The following is a 24,492-nucleotide window of genomic DNA, read 5'->3' on the forward strand; positions in this document are numbered from 1 at the left end:
TCGGCGTCGTACTCGAAGTGCTGTACCCAGTTACTTCCAATCCTTTTTTCGCACAATCGCCCAAATCGGTCATAGCGGTAGCGCTTGGCCGGGTGTTTCCGACCTAGGCTTGTATCAGGGGCGCGCCATTGGCCCTCGCGTCGACGAGGCCTACCTGAGCTTGCTCTCCAGGCGCTTTCTGCCAGCCTTGGCCAGCGGTGTGATCGATGCCATGGACGCTGCGCCGCCGGGCAGTGAACAGCAGATGGCTGCGCTTCGGGTTTATCGAATGCTGGAGGACCGCCAGAGCCGCCGCCCCGAATGGGTCGAGGACTGGATGGCGCGCCAGTGGCAACAGAAGTTCCCCGGGCAGGGGCAATTGCAAGGCGACCTCATGCGGCACCTGCAGTATGCCTTGGCCTATGCCGATACCGATCTGCCGCAGTATCGCCAGCGTATTGCAGAGGTGCAGCAGGTCCTGCGCAAGGTACCTTTGCCAGAGCGGGTGTACGCGAGCCTGAAACAGCAGGCTGGAGAGCAGTTGAATGCCGGCCTGGACCTGCGTCATCAGGTGGGGCCAGCGTTCGATGTGGTGTATCAGTCCTCACCCGGCTTCAGGCAGGGGGAGGGTGTCCTGATAGCGCCGATGCTCACCGCCAAGGGCTTCAAAGAGTACTTCGAACCACGTAGTCAGCGGTTTGCAGATATGGCCATGATCGACCAGTGGGCACTTGGAGAGCGTGGCCAGCTCGATTACTCGGATGCCGACCGGGAGGCACTGGGCGAGCGGCTACGTAACCTGTACAGCGCCGATTTCATTGACAGTTGGCGTCGTGCCTTGAATGCCTTTTCGGTGGCTGACTTCCACGACCTGGATCATGGCGTAGCGATCCTGCAGCAGTTGACCGGGCCAGCAGCGCCCCTGCATCGGTTGTTGGACACAGTGAGGGACAACACTTCGCTTTCATCAGCCGTTGTCGCTGAGGCAGCCGGGGAGGTCGAAGCGTTGCAGCCGACAAGTGGCAGGCCTGATCAACAACAGGCCTGGGCCATTCAGCGGGCCTTTGCCGGGCTGAGTGCCATGCTGCAGGCAACCGGTGAGAAACCCAGCTACTACGATGAAACTCTTGGTGCCATCGCGGCCGTGCACGACTACGCCAAGGCGGTGCAGGACAGCCCCGACCGAGGCAAGGCTGCCCTGCAGGCCGTGCATCAGCGATTCTCGATGACAGGGCAAGACCCCATCGGCACCCTGCAGCGGGTGGCCACCGGCTTACCGGAACCGATCAACCAACAGGTCAGAAAGATGGCCGATCAAACAGCACAGGTGCTGAATGTCGAAGCCCTGCGCGAATTGGAGCGACGCTGGGACGCCGAGGTATACAGCTTCTTCCAGCAGCGCCTGGCAGGGCGCTACCCCTTCGTCGTGAAGGCTCCCGACGCCTCGCTGGACGACTTTGAGGCCTTCTTCGGGCCGAAGGGGCGGCTGCAGCAGTTCCATGATCAATACCTGAAGGTCTTCCTGAGGGATAACCTCGAAGCCCTGCAGGCCGGCCAGCAGGGGCAGTCGCTGATCCGCAGTGATGTGCTCGAACAGCTGGAGCGGGCAGATCGTATCCGCGAGACCTTCTTTGATCAGCGCGGCAACCTGAGTGTGCAGTTCAGCATCGAGCCGTTGGGCCTGAGTGCCAACCAGCGTACAAGCTTGCTGGACCTGGACGGCCAATTGATTCCCTACACCCATGGCCCGAGCCAGATCACCGGTATCGTCTGGCCCAATACCTTGGGGCAGCAGGTGCGCAGTAACCTGACCTTGCTCCGGCAGAACGGGAACAGCAGCAGCCTTGAGTACCGTGGCCCCTGGTCGATGTTCCGCTTGCTCAGCCGTGGCTCGCTCAATGGGCGCACGGCGACCAGCGTGGACCTGAGCTTCAGGACCGGCGATGGCGTGATGCGCTACAGGCTTAACGCGCAGAAAGCCTTCAACCCTATAACCCAAGAGCCTTTCAAAGGTTTCCAGTTGCCACGAGGGTTGTTGCAGAAGTCGCCCAAGCTGGGGCCGACCACGCAGGCCGGCTTGTGAGGGTTGGCTTGGGAGTACGGTGCGAACCGGTCACCCATTGCGCTGGCGCCCCCAAAGTTGCGCCGACAGCAGTTGAAGGCGCTCGGCCAGCTTGGCGACATGGGCGGCAGTGGTTCGACTCTGGTTGCTGGCGTGCACGCTTTTCTGGGTGGTTTGACTGATATCGGCCAGGTTGCACTGGATGCTGTCACCCACCGCGCTCTGCTCCTCTACGGCGGCAGCGATCTGCACGCTCATGCCGCTTATTTCATCTACGCGCTGGGTGATCCCGTCCAGCGCCCGGGCAGCCAGCAGTGCCTGTTCTACACTGACACCGGCCTTGCTGTGACTGCGCTGCATCGCAAGCACGGCATCCCCCGTGGAACGCCGCAGGGTGTCGATGGTGCCCTGGATGTGAGCAGTGGATTGCTGAGTCCGCGAAGCCAACCCGCGCACCTCGTCGGCGACCACCGCGAAACCCCGGCCCGCCTCTCCAGCGCGGGCAGCCTCGATGGCGGCGTTGAGGGCAAGCAGGTTGGTCTGTTCGGCGATGCTTTGAATGACCTCGAGTACGCGGTCAATTTCATTGCCATGCTGTTCCAGTTGATGAATCACCATGCTGGTCTGTTGCACTTCGCTGGCGAGGCTATCAATGTGCTGGCGGGTCTGCTCAACCAGTTGGTGGCCGCGGTCGGATTCCTGGTTGGCCAGGTTCGCGGCGCTGGCGGTGAGCTGAGCGTTGCGCGCCACTTCCTGCACACTGCTGGCCATCTGGGTTATTGCGCTGGCAACCTGGGCAGTTTCCCCCTGCTGGCGGAGGGTCGCGCAATTGTTGTTGTCCACTGCAGAAAGAAGCTCTTCGGCTTCCTTGCTCAACTGGCGGGACGAATCGGCAATGCGTCCGACTATTGCCCGGGTCTCGGCTTCGAGCATTTGCAGGGTGAAATCGATCTGGCCAAACTGGTCGCGGCGGCCGCTGTAGAGAATCTGGCTCAGCGGATTGTCGGCGATCTTCCTGGCTTTTCGGGCAAGGGCGTCGAGGGGGCGCAGGCTGAAGCGCAACACGCCGCCAAGCAGCAAGCTCGATAGCGTCATGGAGAAAGCGGCATGGCTCCAGGGCAACGCACCCAGCAAGCCCAAGGCAGCAAAGCACAGCAGGTTCACGCCAGTGCTGGCAAGTGCCAGGCGCATGCCGACGGACAGCCGTGACATACGCAGGCAGTTGGTCTTTTTACCACTACGCAACTGTGCATAGAGATGTTCAGCAGCCTCCACCAGCGCTTTGGCCGGTAGCGTGCGAACCGATTGGTATTCCACTGTTTCGCCATTGCGCTGCATCGGCGTGACATAGGCGCTGACCCAGTAGTGGTCACCGTTCTTGCAGCGATTTTTTACCAGCCCCATCCACGAGCGCCCATCCTTGAGTGTCTGCCACATATGCGCAAAAGCTTCTGGCGGCATGTCCGGGTGGCGCACGATGTTGTGATTGACGCCGAGCAATTCGGCTTCACTGAACCCGCTGATGTTGATGAAGTCGGGATTGACGTAAGTGATGGCGCCCTTTGGGTTGGTTGTTGAAAGAATGTTCGCGTTTGCGCTGAATTCGACGGCACGACCACTGACCGGAAGATTGGTTTTCATTGTTTTTCTCCTGAACTGACAGGTACGCGCCGGGTAACTGCGCTTCCTTCGAAACGGTCTTCTGTGCTGAGCAGGTGTTGTATCTGAGCGGCGGGTTGTGGCCGGCTGAACCAGTAGCCTTGGGCGTAGTGGCAGCCTTCACCGACCACGAATTCGAGTTGCGCCGAACTCTCGATGCCTTCGGCCACTACTTCCAGGCCGAGGCTACGGCCGAGAACGATGATCGCCTGGCTGATCGCGCTCTGTTTGTTCTCGTAAGGAACGCCGGTGATGAAGCTCTTGTCGAGCTTGAGGATGTGCAGCGGAAAGCGCGTGAGGTAGCCGAGCGAGGAGTAACCCGTGCCAAAATCGTCCAGCGCCAGCAGAACACCAAGGCTGGTCAGCTCATGCAGACAGGCCAGCGTGTCCATGTCGTCGTGCATCAGTTGGCTTTCGGTGATCTCCAGGATCAGGCTGGCGGGAGGCAGGCCGCTTTCCTGGAGGATATCGATCAGCCGGAGGGTGAAGTCGGCTTGTTGCAATTGCGTGCTGGAAATGTTCACCGAGCAGCGCAGGCGCTCATGCCCGGCCAGTTGCCAGGCCCGGGCCTGCCGACAGGCCTGGCGCAGTACCCATTCGCCGACGCGGATGATCTCTCCCGATTCCTCCAGCGCAGGGATGAACTCCAGTGGCGAGATCAGGCGTTCGCCATGGCGCCACCGCAACAGCGCCTCGACCCCGGTCACCAGAGGTGTCCCTTGGTCCAGGTGATAGATCGGTTGGTAGTACAGTTCGAATTCATTCTGTTGCAGTGCCTGGCCTAGCGCGGATTCCAGTTCCAGATGCTGCTGCGCGGTATCTTGCAATGTTTCGTCGTAGTGGGCGTACCGCGCCTTGCCGGCAGACTTGGCTCGGTAGAGGGCAAGGTCGGCAGCCTGCAGCACATCCAGGGCTTTGCCATTGTCGTGCAACGGAGCGATGCCGATGCTGGCGCTGACCACCAGGGTTCGACCGTCCATGTGCAGCGGTTGGTGCAGGTTGTCGAGGATGCGTTGGGATATCTGCTCGGCGTCGCGGTCGCAGGTGAGGTCGTGAAGCAAAACGATGAATTCGTCTCCGCCGAAGCGGAACAGTTGGTCAGTGGGGCGCAGTGACTCTTTCAAGCGCCTTGCCACTTCCACCAGCACGCGATCACCGACGTTGTGGCCGAGGCTATCGTTGATCAACTTGAAGCGGTCCAGATCGATGAACAGCAGCGCTTCGTAGTCACCGCCCTTGCGCTGCTTCCTGAAGGTCTTCTGCATTTGCTCGTCAAGCCGGATGCGGTTGGCCAGGCCGGTCAACGGGTCATGCTGGGCGGTATGCTGGAGGCGCTGCTCGGCATCCTTGCGTGCACTGATATCAGACTGCGAGCCAGCCATGCGTAGCTCGCCAGGGTTGGTCATTTCGGCGACCCCTCGCACGAGGACCCAGATGTAGTCGCCGTTGTGCTTGCGGATACGGTACTCGTGGTGAACGGATGATGTCTGCCCTTGAAGATGGGCATCGATGGCATGGCGAAAATCGGGCAGGTCGTCCGGGTGCACGCGACCGAACCAACTGGAACTGCTCTCGCCGATGCTGTCGCGGCTGAGGCCAAGCATGCTGGCCCAACGCTCTGAAACGTAAAGCCGGTCCTGATCTACATGCCAGTCCCACAGCCCGTCGTTGGCACCGCGCAGCGCGCGGGCGAAGCGAGCCTCACTATCTTCCAGCGCCTTGTGCTGGGCCGCACTGTAGGTATCGATGGCTAGCGTCATGTCGAAGAACACTGCCTTCAACAGGCTGGAATACAGCGTGGCATCCGGGCTGTCGCCGAACACGCTTTCAAGCATGTCGTCGAGGTAAAGCCGATAGCTGCCGAGATACCACTTCAGCTCCAGGCCGATCTGCTGATGGATCACACCGATGCGCAGGCGGCCGTTGACGTAGGTTTCATCGTAGGGGCCGCTCCACAAGCGCTGGTAATACTCAGCCTGGCTCTGCTTCAAACGGGCGGTGACTTCCGGCGTGCGAAGCAACGCGGACGGCGTGGAAAATTCCGCCAGGTGACGGTACAGATGGTCGACGAAAGCTTGCTGGGACGGGGCCATGTACTGAGCTGCTACGCCTAGTCGTCTGGCATCTTCGGCGCTCCAGTCGAGAAAGCGAAAGCGTTCGACAATCTCCGCATGGTCGAGACGGATACGCTTGAGTAATTCCTCGAGGTCTTTTGTCACCTTCATTCACATCCCCCCGGTGTTGGAGAAGATTCCTTTTTGCTGAACAAAAAAAAGCGCCGTGGCAACAAGTTCTGCTCAAGAACTTGTTGTCACGGCGCTTCGTCTTTCAGGCCTATTATCCTGCTCGGCAAAGCCGGTTCCCGCAGGGCGGAACCTGGTGATGGCACATTCACATCACTGGGGATCTTCCGACAATTTATCCAGCAATGCAACCAGGCGTCGCCGCAGCAGCCCCAGTTCGCGGGATTTGAAGGCGTGTCGGGTCTGTTCGAGAACCTCGGTGGCATCCAGCAAGGCAGCCTGTATCTGCCCAGCCGAGCCCAACTGGGTTTCACCGAGCCAGCGGCAAAGCGGGGCGACGCTGCAATTGCCAGGCGTACTCAGCACCTCGCAATCGGGTGCTACAGGCGCCAACAACTGGCGCAATTGATCGGCCAGCTCAAGATTGTTGCAGATAATTCTGGTTGCCTGGTTGGACTCGCTCATCAAACTGCATTCCCATATGTTTGGTGTGCTGTTTACAACACCGCCCATGGCGTTTGACTGATTCAGGTCAATGCTGAAGCCTTTCCACTTACCCTGTGAGGGTGATGTTGCCGTGTGTTGTCATGCACGGGGTCGCTGGCCTGGTATTCCGGTGTTTGGCTGACCAGTCAACATGGGAACACCACGTTCGTGCGCGATGCCGCGTTGCGGATATGCTCCTGCATTGCACGCTGTGCCCCGGCCTGGTTGCCACGGGCAAGCTGGCGCAGGATCTTGCGGTGTTCCTGCCAGGTCTCCATGGCGCGTTCAGGGCGAATGAAAGGCAGCTTCTGGCTCTCCAGGAAAATGTCCTGGCTGGTGGTGATCACCTGCAGCATGGCGTGGTTGCCACTTGCTTCCAGCAGGCGGCGGTGAAAGGCGAAGTCCAGGCGCGCTGCGGCCTCGAAATTGCCGGCACGCAGCTCCTGGCGCATCGACTCGACATTGGCTTCGAGCGCATCGATGTCTGCTGCCGTCAGGTACAGCGCCGCCAAGCCGGCGGCAAACCCTTCGAGTGCATAGCGCAGTTGGAAGGTATCGACGGCGGATACCTGTTCGGCATAGGGCCAGGAGAAGCCGGTGGCGGATGGCGGCGCCTGGACGAATACCCCCTTGCCCGGTTGTACGCTCACCAGCCCCAAGGCGCTCAAGGAGGACAGCGCCTCGCGCAGGGACGCGCGGCTTACACCCAACTGCTCTGCCAGGTCACGTTGGGAGGGCAGGGCATCACCGGGCTGGTAGTCGCCTTCCTGGATCAGTTTGCGGATAGCCTGCAAGGCGATTTCCGGAACTGCGCGGGGGAGTGTCTCGAGCATCTGTTCAGACCAGCTGGCAAGGGGTCTGCGCTTTTTAAAGGCTTTACCGGTTGCCTGGCAAGTATCGCCCCATGCTGACGCAGCGGGGCAGGTGGCTGCACGAAAGGGGGGCGATGGCAGAGGGTAGGCGCTAGCTGTTCAGACCAGTAAGACCGCGTGATGCCAAGGGGCGAAAGCGTATTCCGGGGCTGCCGGGCAACACTGGCACGGCCTGTGCTTTTCGGGCTAGGCAACTTCTTCGCATGCACCCGAGGCATTTTCCATGAAAAACATCCGTTCCTTGCTTCTGGCCGCCCTGGTTTGTGGCGGCGTCATGAGCGTTTCCCACGCCCAGGCCGATGCGCTGGCCGACATCACTGCCCGGGGCGTGCTCAAGGTAGCCGTACCCCAGGACTTCCCTCCCTTCGGCTCGGTGGGGCCGGACCTCAAACCTCGCGGCCTGGACATCGACACCGCGCAGCTACTGGCTGACAGGCTCGGCGTCAAGCTGGCGCTGACCCCGGTCAACAGCACCAACCGCATTCCGTTCCTCACTACCGGAAAGGTCGACCTGGTGATTTCCAGCCTGGGCAAGAACCCGGAGCGGGAAGCGGTGATCGATTTTTCCCGCCCCTACGCACCGTTCTACCTGGCAGTGTTCGGGCCGGCCGAGACGTCGATCGACAATATCGGTGCCGTTGCCGGCAAGACCATCAGTGTCACGCGTGGCTCGATCGAGGACATGGAGTTATCCGCGGTCGCCCCTCAGGGTGCGGTCATCAAGCGCTTCGAGGACAACAACTCGACCATCGCCGCCTACCTGTCGGGCCAGGTCGAGCTGATCGCCAGCGGCAGCGTGGTAATGGCTGTCATTGCCGAGAAGAACCCGAACAAGGTGCCGGTCATGAAGGTCAAGCTCAAGGACTCGCCAGTGTACGTGGGGCTGGCCAAGCAGGAGCCGGCCTTGCTCGAGAAGGTCAACGCCACTCTGAATGCGGCCAAGGCCGACGGCAGCCTCGACCGCAATGCCGAAAAGTGGCTGAAGCAGCCATTGCCGGCCGACCTTTGAACGGCCCTGGAGTCGCCGACCCATGGCCTATCAATTTGACTTTTCCCCTGTGCTGGCCCAAGGCGGCCTGCTGCTCGAAGGGGCTGTGTTCACGCTAGAGCTGACGTTGATCGGCACCCTGTTCGGGGTGGCCATCGGTGTGCTGGGTGCGGTGGTGCGCGCCTGGCGACTACGGCCGTTCGATGCGCTGTTCGGCCTTTACGTGGAGCTGATCCGCAACACGCCCTTCATCGTCCAGTTGTTCTTCATCTTCTTCGGCCTGCCCTCGCTTGGCGTTCGGTTGACGGAATGGCAGGCGGCGGTACTGGCCATGGTGATCAACCTTGGGGCCTATTCCACCGAAATCATTCGGGCGGGTATCCAGGCCATTCCCAGAGGGCAACTGGAGGCTGCGGCGGCATTGGCCATGAGTCGTTTCGAGGCTTTTCGCCATGTGGTGCTGCAACCTGCACTGGCCAAGGTCTGGCCGGCCCTGTCGAGCCAGATCGTGATCGTAATGCTCGGGTCGGCGGTGTGCTCGCAGATCGCCACAGAAGAACTGTCGTTCGCTGCCAACTTCATCCAGTCGCGCAACTTCCGGGCTTTCGAGACATACCTGCTGACCACGGCTCTGTACCTGGTCATGGCCATCCTGGTGCGCCAACTGCTGGCATGGATAGGCCGGCGCGCTTTGACGGGGAGACGCTGAATGGATTTCACCTTGTGGGACATCGTGCGCAACCTGCTCGCAGGTTTGCAATGGACCTTGCTGCTGTCGCTGGTGGCGTTCGTCTGCGGTGGTATTGCCGGGCTGTTGCTGCTATTGGCGCGAATCTCCGATAGCCGGATGCTGCGTGGCGCGGCCAGGAGCTACATCGAGCTGTTCCAGGGGACGCCGCTGCTGATGCAGCTGTTCATGGTGTTTTTCGGCATCGCCCTGTTCGGCATCGATGTTTCGGCCTGGATGGCGGCGGCCATCGCCTTGACGTTGTTCACCAGTGCCTTTCTCGCCGAGATCTGGCGAGGCTGCGTCGAGTCCATACCACATGGCCAGTGGGAGGCCTCCGGCAGCCTGGCCATGAGCCGTCTGGAGCAGTTGCGCCACGTCATCCTGCCCCAGGCCCTGCGCATTGCCGTCGCGCCGACTGTCGGGTTCTCGGTGCAGGTGGTCAAGGGCACGGCGGTGACCTCGATCATCGGTTTCACCGAGCTGACCAAGACCGGCGGCATGTTGGCCAACGCCACTTTCGAACCGTTCCTGATCTACGGTCTGGTGGCCGTGGGTTACTTCGTCCTTTGCTACCCGCTCTCGCTGAGCGCCCGTTACCTGGAGAGGAGGCTGCATGCCCCTGCTTAGAGTGTCTGCATTGCACAAGTACTACGGCGACAATCATGTGCTCAAGGGTGTCGACCTGGCGATCGAGGAGGGCGAGGTGGTCGCCATCATCGGCCGTAGCGGTTCCGGCAAGAGTACCTTCCTGCGTACCCTCAACGGCCTGGAGTCGATCAGCGATGGGGTGATCGAGGTGGACGGCGAATACCTGGATGCCGGCCGCGCCGACTTGCGCTCGCTGCGGCAGAAGGTTGGCATGGTGTTCCAGCAGTTCAACCTCTTCCCTCACCTGACAGTGGGCCAGAACGTGATGCTTGCGCCCCAGGTGGTGAAGAAGGCCGGCAAGGCCGAGGCCCGCCAGTTGGCCGAGCAGATGCTCGCCAGGGTTGGACTGGGCGACAAGTTCGACGCCTACCCGGACCGCCTTTCTGGCGGCCAGCAGCAGCGGGTGGCGATTGCCCGGGCGCTTGCCATGTCGCCAAAGGTGTTGCTGTGCGACGAGATCACCTCGGCGCTCGACCCCGAGTTGGTCAACGAAGTGCTCGGTGTGGTGCGCCAACTGGCCAGTGAAGGCATGACCCTGATCATGGTCACCCACGAAATGCGTTTTGCCCGGGAAGTCGGTGACAAGCTGGTCTTCATGCATCAAGGCAAGGTCCACGAGACTGGCCATCCACGCGAGGTTTTTGCGGCGCCCCGAACAGCTGAGCTGGCGAATTTCATCGGTAGCGTGGCAGGAGGTTAGGTGGCGTCTGCAGGTTTCGTCGCCCCAAAAAATGCTCCGTATCGAATGTTACGGAGCATTTTTCATCATTGCCTGGATCCCAGGGGCTGCGGTGTGCCTTTGTCATGGGCCAGGTATCCATCACGCTTGCATCCGCCGCGCTTCAGGTTTGACCCACGGCTACGGTCAAAGCCATGCCTTGATCTGCCTCGACACAGCGTCAGTGGAGATCCCGTATCGGTCATGCAAAGTCGGCAGTGCCCCTGCATCGAGAAACGCATCCGGTAGCGCGATCTGGCGGAAGGTTGGTGTGACCCCGTTGCGCAGCAGTACGCCGGCCACAGCTTCCCCCAGGCCCCCTATGATCGAGTGGTTTTCCGCAGTGACCACCAGGCGACCAGGCTTGCGTGCCTCGGCGAGGATGGTCTGTTCATCGAGCGGTTTGATGGTAGGCACGTGCAGTACCGACACGTCCACTCCGTCCTTTTGCAACTGCTCGGCAGCCTCCAGCGCGCGCATGGTCATGAGGCCGCTGGCTATCAACAGCACGTCCCGGCCACCGCGCAGCACCTGTGCCTTGCCCAGCTGGAACTGGTAATCGTAGCGATCGAGCACCAAGGGTACGTTGCCGCGCAGCAGCCTCATGTAGACCGGCCCCTGATGGGCGGCGATCGCTGGCACAGCCTGTTCGATCTCAAGCGCATCGCAGGGGTCGACGATCATCAGGTTGGGCATCGCCCGGAAGATGGCCAGGTCATCCGTGGCCTGGTGGCTAGGACCATAACCGGTGGTCAGGCCAGGCAGCCCGCAGACGATCTTGACGTTGAGGTTCTCTTCTGCGATTGCCATGCAGATGAAGTCATAGGCCCGACGGGAAGCGAACACCGCATAGGTGGTGGCAAAGGGGGTCATGCCTTCCCGTGCCATACCGGCAGCGGCGCTCATCAGCAACTGTTCGGCCATGCCCATTTGATAGAAGCGCTCGGGGTGGGCTTTGGCGAAGATGTGCAGGTCGGTGTACTTGGACAGGTCGGCACTTAGCCCAACAATATCCTGACGTTGCTCGGCAAGGCTTGCCAGGGCATGGCCAAACGGGGCAGGGCGGGTCGGCTGGCCGTCGGCGGCAATCGAAGCGATCATGGCCGAGGTGGTCAGGCGTTTCTTGGGTGAGTTCACAGTGCTCATGCTTGGCTCCCGGCGTCCAGCGCCTTGAGGGCGAGGTCCCATTCGTTTTCATCGACGCGAATGAAGTGCGTCTTGTCGCGGTTTTCCAGGAAAGGCACGCCTTTGCCCATGCGGGTATCGCATATGATCACGCGCGGTTGCGCCCCGGTGTGGGCGCGGGCCTGGTCGAAGGCGCCGGCCAGCGCATCCAGGTCATTGCCGTCCACGCGTTGAACGAACCAGCCAAAGGCTTGCCAACGGTCGACGATTGGCTCGAAGGCCAGTACCTCGCTGGAATGGCCATCCGCCTGCTGGTTGTTCACATCGATGATGGCGATCAGGTTGTCCAGGCGCCAATGGCTGGCCGACATGGCGGCCTCCCAGGTCGAGCCCTCGTTGAGCTCGCCATCGGACAGCAGGTTGTAGACCCAGCTGTCCGAACCCTTGCGTTTGAGCCCGAGGCAAGCGCCGACGGCGATGCCCAAGCCGTGGCCGAGCGAGCCACCGGTGATCTCCATGCCTGGGGTGTAGGCAGCCATACCGGACATGGGCAAGCGGCTGTCGTCGCTACCGTAGGTTTCAAGCTCCTCCTCGGGGATTACGCCGGCCTCGATCAGTGCGGCATAGAGGGCGATCGCGTAGTGCCCGATGGACAGATAGAAGCGGTCGCGCTGCTCCCATTCGGGGTTGCCGGGGTCGAGGCGCAGCGCATGGAAATACGCGACCGCCAGCAGGTCGGCGGCGCCCAGCGCCTGGCCGACATAGCCCTGGCCCTGGACTTGCCCCATGCGCAATGCGTGGCGGCGGATATTGCGAGCGCGCACAGCCAGCGGCAGCGCCTCGGTGTAGGTAGGCACAGCAGTCATTGAAGTGACTCCTTTTTATCGAATCAACGATTGACCAGATGGGCCGGTACTCGCGACACCAGGAAGGCGCCAAACATGAGTACGGCCGTGATGAGATACATGCCGATGGCATTGCTGCCCAAGGTGGTAGTGACCCAGCCGATCAGGTAGGGCGAGCAGAAGCCGGCGAGGTTGGCGAAACTGTTCACCGCCGCGATGCCTGCCGCCGCCGATACACCTCCCAACAGCGTGGTGGGCAGCATCCAGAACAGTGAAGAGGCGGATAGCACTCCAGCCGCAGCGAGGCACAGGCTGAGGATCGACAGCGTCAGGCTGCTGCCCAGTGCTGCGGCGAGGCTCAGGCCCAGTGCACCGATCAACATGGGGATCGCCAGGTGCCAGCGGCGTTCACGGTGACGGTCGCCGCTGCGCCCGGCCCACAGCATCGCGACGATGGCACACAGGTACGGCAGGCTGGTCAGCAGGCCGATGTGCAAAGGTTCGCTGACGCCGGCATTGCGTACCAGTGTGGGTAGCCAGAACGTGATTGCGTACTGGCCCATCACTACGCAGAAGTAGATGCCCGCCAGCAACCAGAGCCGACGGTCGCGGATGAAGTCGGCCACCGAGCCGTGGTTTACCTTGTGTTGTTCGTCTTCAGCCAGCTCCTTGCGCACCAGGGCTTTTTCTTCGTCGCTCAACCAGTGAGCCTGATCGACGCCATCCTTCAGGTAGCTCAGCACCAGAACGCCCACCAGTACCGTGGGGATGGCTTCGAGCAGGAACATCCACTGCCAGCCCGCCCAGCCGTGAACGCCGGCAAAGCGCTCCATGATCCAACCCGACAAGGGGCCGCCGATCATGCCCGACAGCGGAATCGCGATGAACCACAGCGCGGTCATCTTCGCCCGGCGGTAAGACGGGAACCAATAGGTCAGGTACAGCAGAAGCCCTGGTGCCAGGCCTGCTTCGGCGATCCCCAGCAAAAAGCGCAGGGTATAGAATTGCCAGGCTGTCTCCACCAGGGCGAACATCGCCGAGATGATGCCCCAGGTGATCATGATGCGAGCGATCCAGCGTCGAGCGCCCACTTTGTGCAGAATGATGTTGCTGGGCACCTCGCAGAGAAAGTAGCCAATGAAGAACATGCCGGCGCCCAGCCCGTAGACCGCTTCGGAAAGGGCCAGGTCGTCCATCATCTGCAGCTTCGCAAAGCCGACATTGACCCTGTCCAGATAGGCGCACAGGTAGCAGAGCATGAGAAAAGGCATCAGTCGCCAGGCCGTTTTACGGTAGGCACTGCTGCGTGCGGCGGATACCGCATCGAGCGCTAATGTGGTCATTCGTTCTGATCTCTTGTTGTTATCGAACGCGTGGCCTGCGCCGGGCTCGGGTGCAGGTCACGATGCACCGGGTGCTCAGTGGATCAGCATCCCGCCGTTGACATCCAGGGTAATGCCCGTCAGGTAGCTGGACAGGTCACTGGCCAGGAACAAGGCCGCATTGGCGACATCGCGCGCCTCGCCCAGACGGCCCAAGGGGATGCCTTCGATGACGGCGTGACGGCGCTCATCCTGCATGAGGCCACCGGTGATGTCAGTGTGAATCAGGCCTGGCGTGATCGAGTTGACGCGAATATTGTCCGGCCCCAGCTCGCGGGCCATCGCCTTGCCCAAACCAAGCACGCCAGCCTTCGCCGCGCTGTAGTGAGGGCCACCGAAGATGCCGCCACCACGCTGGGCAGACACAGAGGACATGCAGATGATGCTGCCGGCGCGTTGCGCACGCATGGTTGGGATCACCGCCTGGGACATCAACAATGTGCCACGAAGGTTCACGTTGAGAATCCGGTCATAGTCGGCCCCTGTGATTTCCAGGGTTTTCACCGGTTGAGTGATACCGGCGTTGTTTACCAGCACGTCGATCCGACCGAATTGCGCGAGCACTTGAGCGATGGCATCACGCACTTGTGCTTCATCGGCAACGTTGGCAGCCAAGCCGAGGTGGCCTTCGCCCAGTGAAGCGGCAGCCTCGGTCGCGGCGGAGGCGTCCAGGTCCAGGATCGCGACTTTGGCGCCCTGAGCGGCAAACGCCTGGGCTGTTGCGCGGCCGATGCCGCGGGCAGAGGCCGCGCCAGTGATCACGGCAAATTTTCCTGTTAACAGCATCGAAGGTGCTCCAGATGGTTGTTGTTGTGAGCGGCGGTTCCAGGCAGAACCGATAGGCACAGCTTCGTCCCGGACAGCACCCCGAGCAACGCTGCCTCCTTCACCCGGTGCTGAAAAAAATTCAGCCCTCGACTTGTGCCTTGGGCTTACAGGAAGGTAAAAGCCTTGGTGTCGCTTCGAATCCTTCAGGAAATGGTCATGAGCCTGGACATCCTCAGAAAATCGCCTCAGATCCCTTCCCTGAAAGCAATTCAGGCCTTCGAGCAAGTCGCTCGCTTCGCCAACGTTGCACGGGCCGCAGAGCAGTTGAACCTCACACCCTCTGCGGTGAGCCACCAGATCGCCAATCTGGAAGCCTTGATCGGTCGTCCGTTGTTCATTCGCGAAGCGCGCGGTGTTGCATTGACCCCGGCCGGAGAGCAGTACCTGCGCGAGGTGTCAGGCATATTGCAAAGCCTGGCTACGGCCACCGAGCGCGCCGGCAACTCGGTGGGCTTCGATTGCTTGCGGCTTCATTCCGCGCCCAGCTTTGGCCTGCTCTGGTTGCTGCCGCGCCTGGACCATTTTCGTAACAGTCATCCGCAGATCCAGATCAACCTGTCGTGCTCCTACGAGTCGCTGCACTTCGGCCGCCATCAGATCGATCTGGATATCCGTCATGGCTATCCCAACTGGCCCAGCCTGGAAGTGCGTACCATCCGGCATGAACGTGCAACTGTGCTGGCCTCGCCACAGCTTCTCGAGCGTACGCCTATCAGGCAGCCGGGCGATCTGCTGGGGCAGAACCTGATCCTGTCGGAAGCCGCATTGGTGCAGTGGCCCCAATGGTTCGCCCAGCAAGGTGTGACGTTGCCTCAAACCCCCTACGCCCTGAGCTTCGATCGCTCCTACATGAGCCTGGAGGCCGCCAGCCACGGGTATGGGGTGGCCTTGGAGAGTTCCCTGCTGGCGCAGGACTACATTGCCCGAGGCGAGTTGGTACCGGTATTTACAGAAGACCTGGCGACGCCCGTCAGTGCCCACCACCTGGTTTTTCCTCGAGGCCATGCTGAAGCTCCCAGGGTTCGCCAGTTCCTTGAATGGGTTCAGGGCCAGCTCGGTCATGACTTCAATTACTGAGAGCCGTTTGCACAACAGATGAACTGCGCTAGGGGCCGGCTATCAAGTCAGCAGAAGGCTGGATAGCACCAGAACTCAACGGTAATAAGCAACAAGGGAAAAGCCCTACAACCCTATCGGAAGTTTCGCTGCCCGGTTCGGGTTGTACATCTTCAGGGTGTCGCTACCATCAGGGCTCGGCGCTTCCATGGAGATTCCAGTGACTACTTCCGGCAATACAAGAAGGCGGGGTTGGTAGCGTGCATCAGCCCTTGGGTTCGTTCACTAGCTTTCTGCGCTCGGCCTTGGTGATTCTGTTGTGTCTATTGGGCGTATTCCCTCTGGATGTGATCCTGCCATCATTCCCGGCGCTCGCAGACGAGTTTCACGTCGAGCCAAAGCAGATAGCCTACTCGGTGAGCTTCTTTGCGTTTGGTGTCGCCTTGGCGCAAATCGTGATCGGGCCATTGTCGGATGGCATGGGGCGCAAGCGGTTGTTGCTCGCTGGGTTGGGAGTGTCCATTGCAGGGGCAGTGGGTTGTGTACTTTCAACCCGCTATGAGACGTTCATGGCGTTCCGTTTGCTGCAGGCCCTGGGTTGCGGGAGTTTCGTGCTGGGCCAGGCGCTCGTGCAGGATCTGTACAGCGGTAGACAACGCAATGCCATGCGTATCCTGCTGACCAGCGCAAGTGGGCTGTTCATTTCGTTGTCACCGGTCGCAGGCGCTTTTCTCCAACAATCCTTTGGCTGGAAGGGCAGTTTTACGGTATTCGCTTTCATAGCCGTGATCGTTTCATGCCTGTCATATGCATTGCTGCAGGACACGCCTGCATCGCGAAGCCGTACGTCGGGCATGCACAGCTATTGGATCATGCTGCGTGATACGACCTATCTTGCGCACTCCCTGTTGTCCAGCCTCGCGTTTGCCTGCCATTTTTCCTTCATCGTTGTCGCGCCATTGGCGTTGATGGACAGCCTGGGGCTGACGCCATATCAATTCTCGGTGGTATTTATCGCCTATGGGCTTGCGTATATCGCTGGCGGAGTAGCCGCGACCTATTTGAACAACCGCGTAAGCCCGCAGGTTCAGATCAAGACGGGATTCCTGCTCATAGCTGCCGGGGGCATCACACTGTTGATCTGGGAGCAGGTTGCAGGGTTGACGGTGGCGAGTCTTATGCTGCCGATGATCATCTGCACGACGGGGACAACGCTGGTGCGTCCTGCTGCGACGACCCAAGCCTTGACGCGTTACCCGCAGCAAGCCGGTGCGGCAGCGTCGCTGAATACGACATTGTTGTTCGCAGGTGGTGGTTTGGCCGGCAGTCTTGTTGCTGGCGTCGAAAGCGAGCTGCCGATGAGCCTGGGGCTTCTGTTCCTGGGTGTCAGTTTTTGCGGATGGCTACTGCTTGCATGCCTGACGGAAACGCTGACCAGCACTCGAACTTGATAACGACCGAGCCATCCGCGGTGAAAACGATAACGGTGTAGCGCAGGTGTTGATCAGGCCCAGAAACCAAACAGCACCAACGCCGCCACGCCAAGCCCGACCGCAACCGAACAGCCGCCCAACGACAGTGCCGCCCGACCCTGCCGGTACCAACCATCCTGGCCCAGCTGCCGTGCCGGTGCCAACAGGCTGCGCCAGTGCATTTCCGTGTCATGAAACGCCTGCAAGTTCGCCATGTCCGCATCCAGCCAACGGCGAAAATCGATCCGCTCGCACGCCGTCACCTGTGGGCTCTGCAAGCGCACATACCATTGCCCGGCAACACTCGCCAGCACATCCCGGCGCGAGCGACCGGCCTGCAGTGCCTGGTCCATGTGCCGCTCGATGCTCGCCAATGGCAGGTCGAGGCGGGCGGCGATGCTGGAGAAGTCCAGTTGGTCGAGGCGGTTGAGCAGGAATACTTGTTGGACACGCCGTGGCAGGTGTTTCAGGGCGTGCAGCAGGGCGTCGTCGGCATGATGTTCGGCAGCGGGGTTTGGGTGCTCAAGGGGCAGCAGCAGACGGGTCATGGACAGCTCCTTGCTCTGTGGAGGAAAGGGATGGGGGCATCTTCCGTGATGCGTGATCAGCGTATGTGAAACGAGATTGATTCTCAAGTGCTGATTCCGCAAAGTTTTGTAATGAGCGTTCACGCCCTGAAACACCTTTGCTATCATGCGCGCCATCACGATCTTCATTAGCCTGAAGAGCCAAAAAAAAAGACCCAGCAAAAAGCTGGGTCAAAAACCGTGATTAGCCTGATGAGGAGATAATCTGAGAGCGACCTAAGCTCCAGGTTATCCAGCAGATCTCGCGATCAGCTGAGTGCAATAATAATCGTTATCATTTGCCAGTCAAATGAATTTTCGCTAATCCGGTAAAAAAGTTTTACCGGTGCGCTTCCTTGTCCCGGCAATCGGGGCCTTCGCCGTTACCCGGCCATCACGTTCTCTCCCTTCTTTCTTGCTTACAAACCCGATTCCACGGTGCGTTTGTGCTCGAGCAGTGCGCGCGCCATGTCCATCATATGCATCAGGGCAAAGGTCAGTTCGCGCTGGCTGCCGTGCTGGTGGGTGGCGGTTTCCTGCGCGGTGGCGGCGGCGCAGCGCAGCAGGGCGATAGCGTGTTCCTGGGCCTGGTCGCCGGTTACACCCTCGTGCAGGGTCCAGATCCTGTTGTCCAGGGTGGGACGCGGCGGGTTGGGGTTGAGGTAGTAGTCGAGGGCGCGGCGGGCGGCTTCGCTGTCGAGATCTGTTTCGTCGTTTTTCGGTGGTTTCATCGCGATACCTTCTGATTTCCCTTCAAACACACAGGAATCAGAGGATAGGTCAGTCTGTACTATCTATCTAAAAATAAATAATTCAGATTGTGTATTGCTGCGGTTAATACAGTCCGTATTGTTGCCGCTCATGGAAAACTGGAACGCATTTCTCAAGCGCTACAAGCGCGAACACAATCTCAGCCAGCTCAAGCTGGCCGAGCGCCTGGGCATGACTCAGGGGGGCGTGGGGCATTGGCTGCGTGGCACGCGGCGGCCGACGCTGGAAACCATCAACGAAAAGCTCGAAAAGCTTGGGCTGGTGTTTCTGGAAGCCCAAGTCATGGTGGTGGAGCGCGATATCGTGCGCGAATCGCCTGGTCACTATGCGGCCGAGCAGCCGGTTTCGGCACAAGCTCTGCTTTACGCGAGCTTTCGCTTCCCGGTGCTGAGTTGGGCTGACTTGCAGGGGCCCTTGCCAGAAACAAGCAAGGCCCACGAACAGACTGACTACATGCCCGCCGGCAATGCGTTCTGGCTGGTGGTGGAAAACGACTCGATGAATGCCGCCAGTGGCAGGAGCATACCTGAGGGTATGCGTGTGCTGGTGGATACTGGCCTGCCGGCAGAGCCAGGCCGGTTGGTGATTGCGCGGCAGCCCGGGCGGCCGGCAGTGTTGCGGCAGTTGGTCGAGGAGGGCGGAGACAGGATGCTCAAACCGCTGAATACCCGCTATCCGACAGTTCTGTGTGAAGAGGGCTGCGAATTTCTGGGTGTGGTCGTGCGGGGGCACGGGGTCTTCTAGCTTGCCGGGGCTGCTGTGTAGCCCTGTCGCGACACAAGGCCGCCCCTACAGCGGCCGCAGCGAGATCGAGATGCGCGCCTTTGCAGGAGGCTGATGGCAGCGATGAATATGGATAGATGGATTGCCCTGGTCCGTGACCGGATGGAGGAGCTAGGGCTCACTCAAGAGCAGCTTGCCGAGCGCGTTGGCGTGTCTCAAGGCAGCGTGGGGCATTGGGTGAACAAGCGGCGGCAGCCGAAGATCGAGTCGATGAATCGCACCCTCATCGAAATTGGCATGCCGCACTATCTCGTCAGCTTGCAGCTGCGCATTCAGGGGCAGGTTGACGGGAAGCGGAGCATTTACGAGGTCGATGACTCCGATGATGACCTGGACCTCATGCAATACATCGTGTGCTTCCGCTACCCGGTGCTGGGCTGGGATGAGTTAGGTATCGCAGAGGGGGCGGAGCCAGGTGTGTTCGAGCAGACGGACTACCTGGCCCAAGGCAAGGCGTTCTGGCTGACTGTCGAGAATGATGCGATGAGTGCCGCCAGTGGCCGCAGTGTGCCGCAGGGCATGCGGATGTTGGTGGATCCTGGGGTAGATGCCGAGCCAGGGCGTCTGGTTATCGCTCGTCAGCCGGGCAAACCGGCGATCTTCCGAGAGTTGGCGGAGGAAGGTGGGCAACGGTACCTGAAGGCACTCAACAGCAACTACCCGGCGCTGTTGTGTGAGGAAGGCTGCGAGTTTCTGGGTGTGGTCGTGCGAGTGCATGGCTCCTTCTAGATTGCAGCGACACAAGGCCGCTCCTACAGGTAACGCACAATCCTGTAGGAGCAGCCTTGTGCTGCGAAGACGCCATTACTGACACACAACCTCTTCAGTCATGCCGACCCTTTCGCAGCACAAGGCTGCTCCTACAGGGCTGCGGCACGGCTGTCAGCGATGGTTACATTATTCCGCCAGTTCGACCAGCACCGTCCCTTCGCTGACCATATCCCCTTCCTGGCAGAACAACGCCTTCACTGTGCCGCCATGCGGCGCGCGAATGCTGTGCTCCATCTTCATGGCCTCCAGCACTACCAGCGCCGTACCTGCTTCCACCACCTGCCCAGGCTCCACCAGCACCCGCACGATGCTGCCGTTCATGGGCGCGCCCAGGCCGCCCTGGTGGCTGTGGCTGGCCTCGGCCTCGGCAATCGGGTCGAAGGCTTCGATGGCATGCATCTCGCCATCCCACTGCAAGTACAACGTGCCACCGCGGCGGATCGCCAGATGCTGGCGTCGCACACCCGCCTGGTCATGCACCAACTGCTCGCCCACCAGTTGCCAGGTAGACGCTGCGCTGCGCTCCAAGGCAACTGCCTGGTCCTGCCCGCCACTCGCCAGGTGCAGGCTGCTGCGCGCCGGCAGGCCCAGGCGCAGGCCGTTGCGTTCGGCCCACGGCGAACTGCGGTCGTCCTCCCGCTGGTGTGCGGCCTGGCCCTGCAACCAGGCCTCGGCCGCGGCTTCCCAGAAGCCTGCCGGCAGTGCTTGAGGGGCGGGCAGCAAAACCTCCTGGTGGCGCGGAATGAAGCCAGTATCCAACTCCGCTGCAGCAAACGCCGGGTGGGCGAGAATGCGCCGCAGGAAGGCGATGTTGGTCTTCAACCCGCCAATGGCAAACTCGTCGAGCATGGCCAGCAAGCGCAGGCGCGCCTGCTCGCGGTCTTCGCCCCAGGCGATCAGCTTGCCCAGCATCGGGTCGTAGAACGGCGACACCACATCACCTTCGCTGACCCCGCTGTCCACCCGTCGCCCTTCGCCGGCTACCGACTCGCGGTACAGCGCCAGCTTGCCGGTCGCGGGCAGGAATTCGTTGGCCGGGTCCTCGGCATACAGGCGCACTTCGATGGCATGGCCGATCAGCGGCACCTGTTCCTGGGTGATCGGCAGGGCCTCGCCGCAGGCCACGCGAATCTGCCAGGCCACCAGGTCGAGCCCGGTAATTGCCTCGGTGACCGGGTGCTCCACCTGCAGGCGGGTGTTCATCTCCATGAAGAAGAACTCGCCACGGGCATCTAGCAGGAACTCCACGGTGCCGGCACCCACGTAGCCGATGGCCTGGGCCGCGCGTACTGCCGCCTCACCCATGGCCCGGCGCAATTCCGCTGACAGGCCTGGCGCTGGGGCTTCTTCCACCACCTTCTGGTGACGGCGCTGTATCGAGCAGTCACGCTCGTTGAGGTACAGGCAGTTGCCGTGCTGGTCGGCGAATACCTGGATTTCCACATGGCGCGGCTTGAGCACGTATTTTTCCACCAGCATGCGCGCATCGCCGAACGACGACTGCGCCTCACGCTGGGCCGAGGCCAGGGCGTCGGCCAGCTGGCTTTCTTCCTCGACCACTTTCATGCCCTTGCCACCGCCGCCGGCGCTGGCCTTGAGCAGCACCGGGTAGCCGATGCGTTCGGCTGCGGCGCGGAAGGTGTCCAGGTCCTGGGCTTCGCCATGGTAGCCCGGCACCAGTGGCACGCCAGCGGCTTCCATCAGTGCCTTGGCCGCCGACTTGCTGCCCATGGCGTCGATGGAGCTGGCCGGTGGGCCGAGGAAGATCAACCCGGCCTCTTCGATGGCACGGGCGAAGCCTGCGTTCTCGGACAGGAAGCCATAGCCCGGGTGGATGGCCTGGGCGCCGCTGGCCTTGGCTGCGGCCAGCAGCTTGTCGACCAGCAGGTAGCTTTCGGCAGCCTTGGTGCCGCCGAGGTCGACGCGGATATCGGCTTCGCGGCAGTGCCGGGCATCACGGTCGGTGGCGCTGTGCACGGCCACGGTGGTCAGGCCCATGGCCTTGGCGGTGCGCATCACCCGGCAGGCGATTTCGCCGCGGTTGGCGACCAGCAGGGTGGTCAAAGCGGGGCGGCTCATGGGCGCGGCTCCTTCTTGTCGTCGGTTTGCCAGGCGGGGCGGCGTTTTTCCAGGAAGGCGCGCAGGCCCTCCTGGCCTTCGGCGCTGACGCGGATGCGGGCGATGGTGTTTTCGCAGTAGCGGCGCAAGGCCGGGCTGAGTTCACCGTCGTCCACTTCACGCAGCAGGTCCTTGGTGGCGCGCAGCGCTTGCGGGCTGTTCTGCAGCAGGTTGCTCACCCAGGCTTCGACCTGGGCGTCCAGTTCGCTGGCCGGGTAGACCTCGGCCAGCAGGCCCAGCTCGCGGGCCCGCACGCCGCTGAAACGCTCGGCGGTAAGGGCATAGCGGCGCGCGGCACGCTCGCCGATGGCCTTGACCACGAACGGGCTGATCACTGCCGGGGCCAGGCCGATGCGCACTTCCGACAGGCACAGCTGAGCGTCTTCGGCACCGATGGCCATGTCGCAGCAACTGATCAGGCCCAGCGCGCCGCCAAAGGCCGCGCCTTGCACCACGGCCAGGGTCGGCGCCTTGAGGCGGTGCAGGGCATACATCAGCTCGCCCAGCTCGCGGGCATCATCCAGGTTGGTGTTGAAGTCCAGCTGCGCCGACTGCTGCATCCAGGCCAGATCGGCGCCGGCGCTGAAGTGCCGGCCGCGGCCGCGCAGCAGCACGAAGCGCAGGCTGGCGTCCTCGGCCAACTGGTCGAGGGCGACGATCAGCTCGCGGATCATCAAGGCGTTGAAGGCGTTGTTCTTGTCCTCGCGGCTCAGCCACAGGGTGGCGAAGCCGCGCGGGTCGCGGATCACTTCGAGGGTGCTGAAATCGCTCATGGGTCACATCCGGAAAATGCCGAAGCGGCTCTGTTCGATCGGTGCGTTCAGCGCGGCGGACAACGCCAGGCCGAGCACGTCGCGGGTCTGTGCCGGGTCGATGACACCGTCGTCCCACAGGCGGGCGCTGGAGTAGTAGGGGTGGCCCTGGTGCTCGTACTGGTCAAGGATCGGCTGTTTGAGCCGGGCTTCGTCTTCGGCGCTGAACGGGTGGCCACTGCGCTCGCTCTGTTCGCGCTTGACCTGGGCCAGCACGCCGGCGGCCTGTTCGGCCCCCATAACGCCGATCCGCGCATTGGGCCACATCCACAGGAAGCGCGGGTCGTAGGCACGGCCGCACATGCCGTAGTTGCCGGCGCCAAAGCTGCCGCCAATGATCACCGTGAACTTCGGCACCTGGGCGCAGGCCACGGCAGTGACCAGCTTGGCGCCGTGCTTGGCGATGCCGCCTTCTTCGTACTTCTTGCCGACCATGAAGCCGGTGATGTTCTGCAGGAACAGCAGCGGGATGCCGCGCTGGCAGGCCAGTTCGATGAAGTGCGCGCCTTTTTGCGCCGCTTCGGCGAACAGGATGCCGTTGTTGGCGAGGATCGCCACCGGGTAGCCGTGCAGGTGGGCGAAGCCGCACACCAGGGTGGTACCGAACAGCGCCTTGAACTCGTCGAACACCGAGCCGTCGACCAGACGCGCGATAACCTCGCGCACGTCGAACGGTTGCTTGGCATCGGCCGGCACCACGCCATACAGCTCATCGGCGGCGTACAGCGGTGCCACCGGGGCCAGGCGCTGCAGCTTGCCCAGCTTGTGCCAGTTGAGGTTGGCCACGCTGCGTCGGGCCAGGGCCAGGGCATGTTCGTCGTTGTCGGCATAGTGGTCGGCCACGCCGCTGGTACGGCAGTGCACATCGGCGCCGCCGAGGTCTTCGGCGCTCACCACTTCACCGGTGGCTGCTTTCACCAGTGGCGGGCCGGCGAGGAAGATGGTCGCCTGCTGGCGCACCATGATCGCTTCGTCGGCCATCGCGGGCACGTAGGCACCGCCGGCGGTGCACGAACCCATCACCACGGCGATCTGCGGAATGCCCAGTGCGCTCATGTTGGCCTGGTTGAAGAAGATCCGCCCAAAGTGCTCGCGGTCGGGAAACACTTCGTCCTGGCGTGGCAGGTTGGCGCCGCCGGAGTCCACCAGGTAGATGCACGGCAGGCGGTTCTGCAGGGCGATGGTCTGCGCACGCAGGTGCTTCTTCACCGTCAGCGGGTAGTAGGAACCGCCTTTGACCGTGGCGTCGTTGGCCACGATCATGCATTCCACGCCTTCGACGCGGCCGATGCCGGCGATCACGCCCGCAGCGGGCACGTCTTCGCCATACACCTCATGGGCAGCCAGTTGGCCGATTTCGAGGAACGGCGAGCCCGGGTCCAGCAGGCGGTCGATACGCTCGCGTGGCAACAGCTTGCCACGCGAAGTGTGCCGCTCCTGAGCCTTGGGCCCACCGCCCTGGGCCACCTGGGCGAGCAGGCCGCGCAGGGCCTGGACCTGTTCGAGCATGGCCGCGCTGTTGCTGGCGAACTCTGCCGAACGCGGGTTGATCTGGGTGTGCAAGGTAGCCATGTGCGC

21 protein-coding genes and 1 pseudogene are annotated in these 24,492 nt (G+C 61.8%); 9 read left to right on the forward strand and 13 right to left on the reverse strand.

Translation table 11 applies throughout. The features are described 5' to 3' along the window. Window positions 1-76: 76 nt before the first annotated feature. Window positions 77-2,062, forward strand: a pseudogene (gene tssM / locus WM94_RS10310) (type VI secretion system membrane subunit TssM); the annotation flags it as partial. A gap of 30 nt (window positions 2,063-2,092) precedes the next feature. Here tssM and WM94_RS10315 read toward each other — a convergent pair. From WM94_RS10315 to WM94_RS10330, 4 genes are all read right to left on the reverse strand, one after another. Continuing rightward, a complete protein-coding gene (locus WM94_RS10315; RefSeq protein ID WP_061551118.1) occupies window positions 2,093-3,682 on the reverse strand; it encodes a PAS domain-containing methyl-accepting chemotaxis protein in 1,590 nt (529 codons plus the stop codon). After that, window positions 3,679-5,925, reverse strand: coding sequence for a bifunctional diguanylate cyclase/phosphodiesterase (locus WM94_RS10320; protein WP_061551119.1), 2,247 nt, complete (start codon window positions 5,923-5,925; stop codon window positions 3,679-3,681). The genes WM94_RS10315 and WM94_RS10320 overlap by 4 nt, the downstream gene beginning before the upstream one ends. A 171-nt stretch (window positions 5,926-6,096) precedes the next feature. Continuing rightward, window positions 6,097-6,408 (reverse strand): hypothetical protein, encoded by a 312-nt coding sequence (locus tag WM94_RS10325; protein WP_061551120.1) that lies wholly within the window; start codon window positions 6,406-6,408, stop codon window positions 6,097-6,099. A gap of 167 nt (window positions 6,409-6,575) precedes the next feature. Then, the gene (locus tag WM94_RS10330; protein ID WP_061551121.1) at window positions 6,576-7,262 is read right to left on the reverse strand and encodes a FadR/GntR family transcriptional regulator; all 687 of its coding nucleotides are present in this window, start codon (window positions 7,260-7,262) and stop codon (window positions 6,576-6,578) included. A 262-nt stretch (window positions 7,263-7,524) separates the two neighbouring features. On the opposite strand from WM94_RS10330, the gene WM94_RS10335 reads away from it, so the two are divergent. Genes WM94_RS10335 through WM94_RS10350 form a run of 4 tightly spaced genes read left to right on the forward strand, consistent with a single transcriptional unit; the run spans window position 7,525 to window position 10,367 of the window. After that, window positions 7,525-8,310 (forward strand): transporter substrate-binding domain-containing protein, encoded by a 786-nt coding sequence (locus tag WM94_RS10335; RefSeq protein ID WP_013973355.1) that lies wholly within the window; start codon window positions 7,525-7,527, stop codon window positions 8,308-8,310. Between the two features lie 22 nt (window positions 8,311-8,332). Then, the gene (locus tag WM94_RS10340; protein WP_003258372.1) at window positions 8,333-8,998 is read left to right on the forward strand and encodes an amino acid ABC transporter permease; all 666 of its coding nucleotides are present in this window, start codon (window positions 8,333-8,335) and stop codon (window positions 8,996-8,998) included. After that, window positions 8,999-9,646 (forward strand): amino acid ABC transporter permease, encoded by a 648-nt coding sequence (locus tag WM94_RS10345; RefSeq protein ID WP_013973354.1) that lies wholly within the window; start codon window positions 8,999-9,001, stop codon window positions 9,644-9,646. It abuts the gene before it with no gap. After that, entirely contained in the window at window positions 9,633-10,367 is a 735-nt protein-coding gene (locus tag WM94_RS10350) for an amino acid ABC transporter ATP-binding protein (protein WP_015271020.1), read from the forward strand. Before WM94_RS10345 ends, WM94_RS10350 begins: the two co-directional genes overlap by 14 nt. A 165-nt stretch (window positions 10,368-10,532) precedes the next feature. Here WM94_RS10350 and WM94_RS10355 read toward each other — a convergent pair whose 3' ends face one another. From WM94_RS10355 to WM94_RS10370, 4 genes are all read right to left on the reverse strand, one after another. Further along, a complete protein-coding gene (locus tag WM94_RS10355; RefSeq protein ID WP_015271019.1) occupies window positions 10,533-11,531 on the reverse strand; it encodes a transketolase family protein in 999 nt (332 codons plus the stop codon). Beyond that, complete coding sequence (locus tag WM94_RS10360; protein WP_061551122.1) at window positions 11,528-12,376, reverse strand: transketolase; 849 nt, start codon at window positions 12,374-12,376, stop codon at window positions 11,528-11,530. The genes WM94_RS10355 and WM94_RS10360 overlap by 4 nt, the downstream gene beginning before the upstream one ends. Window positions 12,377-12,399: 23 nt before the next feature. Next, a complete protein-coding gene (locus WM94_RS10365) occupies window positions 12,400-13,698 on the reverse strand; it encodes an MFS transporter (protein ID WP_013973350.1) in 1,299 nt (432 codons plus the stop codon). A gap of 75 nt (window positions 13,699-13,773) precedes the next feature. Continuing rightward, the gene (locus tag WM94_RS10370) at window positions 13,774-14,523 is read right to left on the reverse strand and encodes an SDR family NAD(P)-dependent oxidoreductase (RefSeq protein ID WP_061551123.1); all 750 of its coding nucleotides are present in this window, start codon (window positions 14,521-14,523) and stop codon (window positions 13,774-13,776) included. 198 nt (window positions 14,524-14,721) lie between these two features. Between WM94_RS10370 and WM94_RS10375 the strand changes: the two genes are divergently transcribed. Further along, the gene (locus tag WM94_RS10375; RefSeq protein WP_061551124.1) at window positions 14,722-15,642 is read left to right on the forward strand and encodes a LysR substrate-binding domain-containing protein; all 921 of its coding nucleotides are present in this window, start codon (window positions 14,722-14,724) and stop codon (window positions 15,640-15,642) included. 239 nt (window positions 15,643-15,881) lie between these two features. Then, window positions 15,882-17,072, forward strand: a complete 1,191-nt coding sequence (locus tag WM94_RS10380; RefSeq protein WP_061551125.1) for a Bcr/CflA family efflux MFS transporter — start codon at window positions 15,882-15,884, stop codon at window positions 17,070-17,072. Between the two features lie 53 nt (window positions 17,073-17,125). Here the strand turns inward: WM94_RS10380 and WM94_RS10385 are convergent, their stop codons facing one another. Then, window positions 17,126-17,641 carry a DUF4880 domain-containing protein gene (locus WM94_RS10385; protein ID WP_003258382.1) on the reverse strand — a complete coding sequence of 172 codons (516 nt, stop codon included), beginning with the start codon at window positions 17,639-17,641 and terminating at the stop codon, window positions 17,126-17,128. A 437-nt stretch (window positions 17,642-18,078) separates the two neighbouring features. Beyond that, the gene (locus WM94_RS10390) at window positions 18,079-18,390 is read right to left on the reverse strand and encodes a DUF6124 family protein (protein ID WP_025339827.1); all 312 of its coding nucleotides are present in this window, start codon (window positions 18,388-18,390) and stop codon (window positions 18,079-18,081) included. A 130-nt stretch (window positions 18,391-18,520) separates the two neighbouring features. Here WM94_RS10390 and WM94_RS10395 point away from each other — a divergent pair, with 130 nt between their 5' ends. Then, on the forward strand, window positions 18,521-19,174 hold the full coding sequence (locus WM94_RS10395) for a LexA family transcriptional regulator (RefSeq protein ID WP_061551126.1): 654 nt from the start codon (window positions 18,521-18,523) through the stop codon (window positions 19,172-19,174). Window positions 19,175-19,276: 102 nt separating this feature from the next. Then, window positions 19,277-19,942, forward strand: a complete 666-nt coding sequence (locus WM94_RS10400) for a LexA family transcriptional regulator (protein ID WP_371264022.1) — start codon at window positions 19,277-19,279, stop codon at window positions 19,940-19,942. 168 nt (window positions 19,943-20,110) lie between these two features. Here the strand turns inward: WM94_RS10400 and WM94_RS10405 are convergent, their stop codons facing one another. From WM94_RS10405 to WM94_RS10415, 3 genes are read right to left on the reverse strand one after another with little or no spacing between them, the layout of a single operon-like run. Continuing rightward, window positions 20,111-22,063: an acetyl/propionyl/methylcrotonyl-CoA carboxylase subunit alpha gene (locus WM94_RS10405; protein WP_061551128.1), complete on the reverse strand. Its 1,953-nt coding sequence runs from the start codon at window positions 22,061-22,063 to the stop codon at window positions 20,111-20,113. Beyond that, a complete protein-coding gene (locus WM94_RS10410; RefSeq protein WP_039613144.1) occupies window positions 22,060-22,875 on the reverse strand; it encodes a gamma-carboxygeranoyl-CoA hydratase in 816 nt (271 codons plus the stop codon). The genes WM94_RS10405 and WM94_RS10410 overlap by 4 nt, the downstream gene beginning before the upstream one ends. 3 nt (window positions 22,876-22,878) lie before the next feature. Next, window positions 22,879-24,486 (reverse strand): carboxyl transferase domain-containing protein, encoded by a 1,608-nt coding sequence (locus WM94_RS10415; protein WP_046615628.1) that lies wholly within the window; start codon window positions 24,484-24,486, stop codon window positions 22,879-22,881. Window positions 24,487-24,492: the final 6 nt, after the last annotated feature.

Source organism: Pseudomonas sp. ABFPK (assembly GCF_001586765.1).
GTDB classification, from domain to species: domain Bacteria; phylum Pseudomonadota; class Gammaproteobacteria; order Pseudomonadales; family Pseudomonadaceae; genus Aquipseudomonas; species Aquipseudomonas asiatica.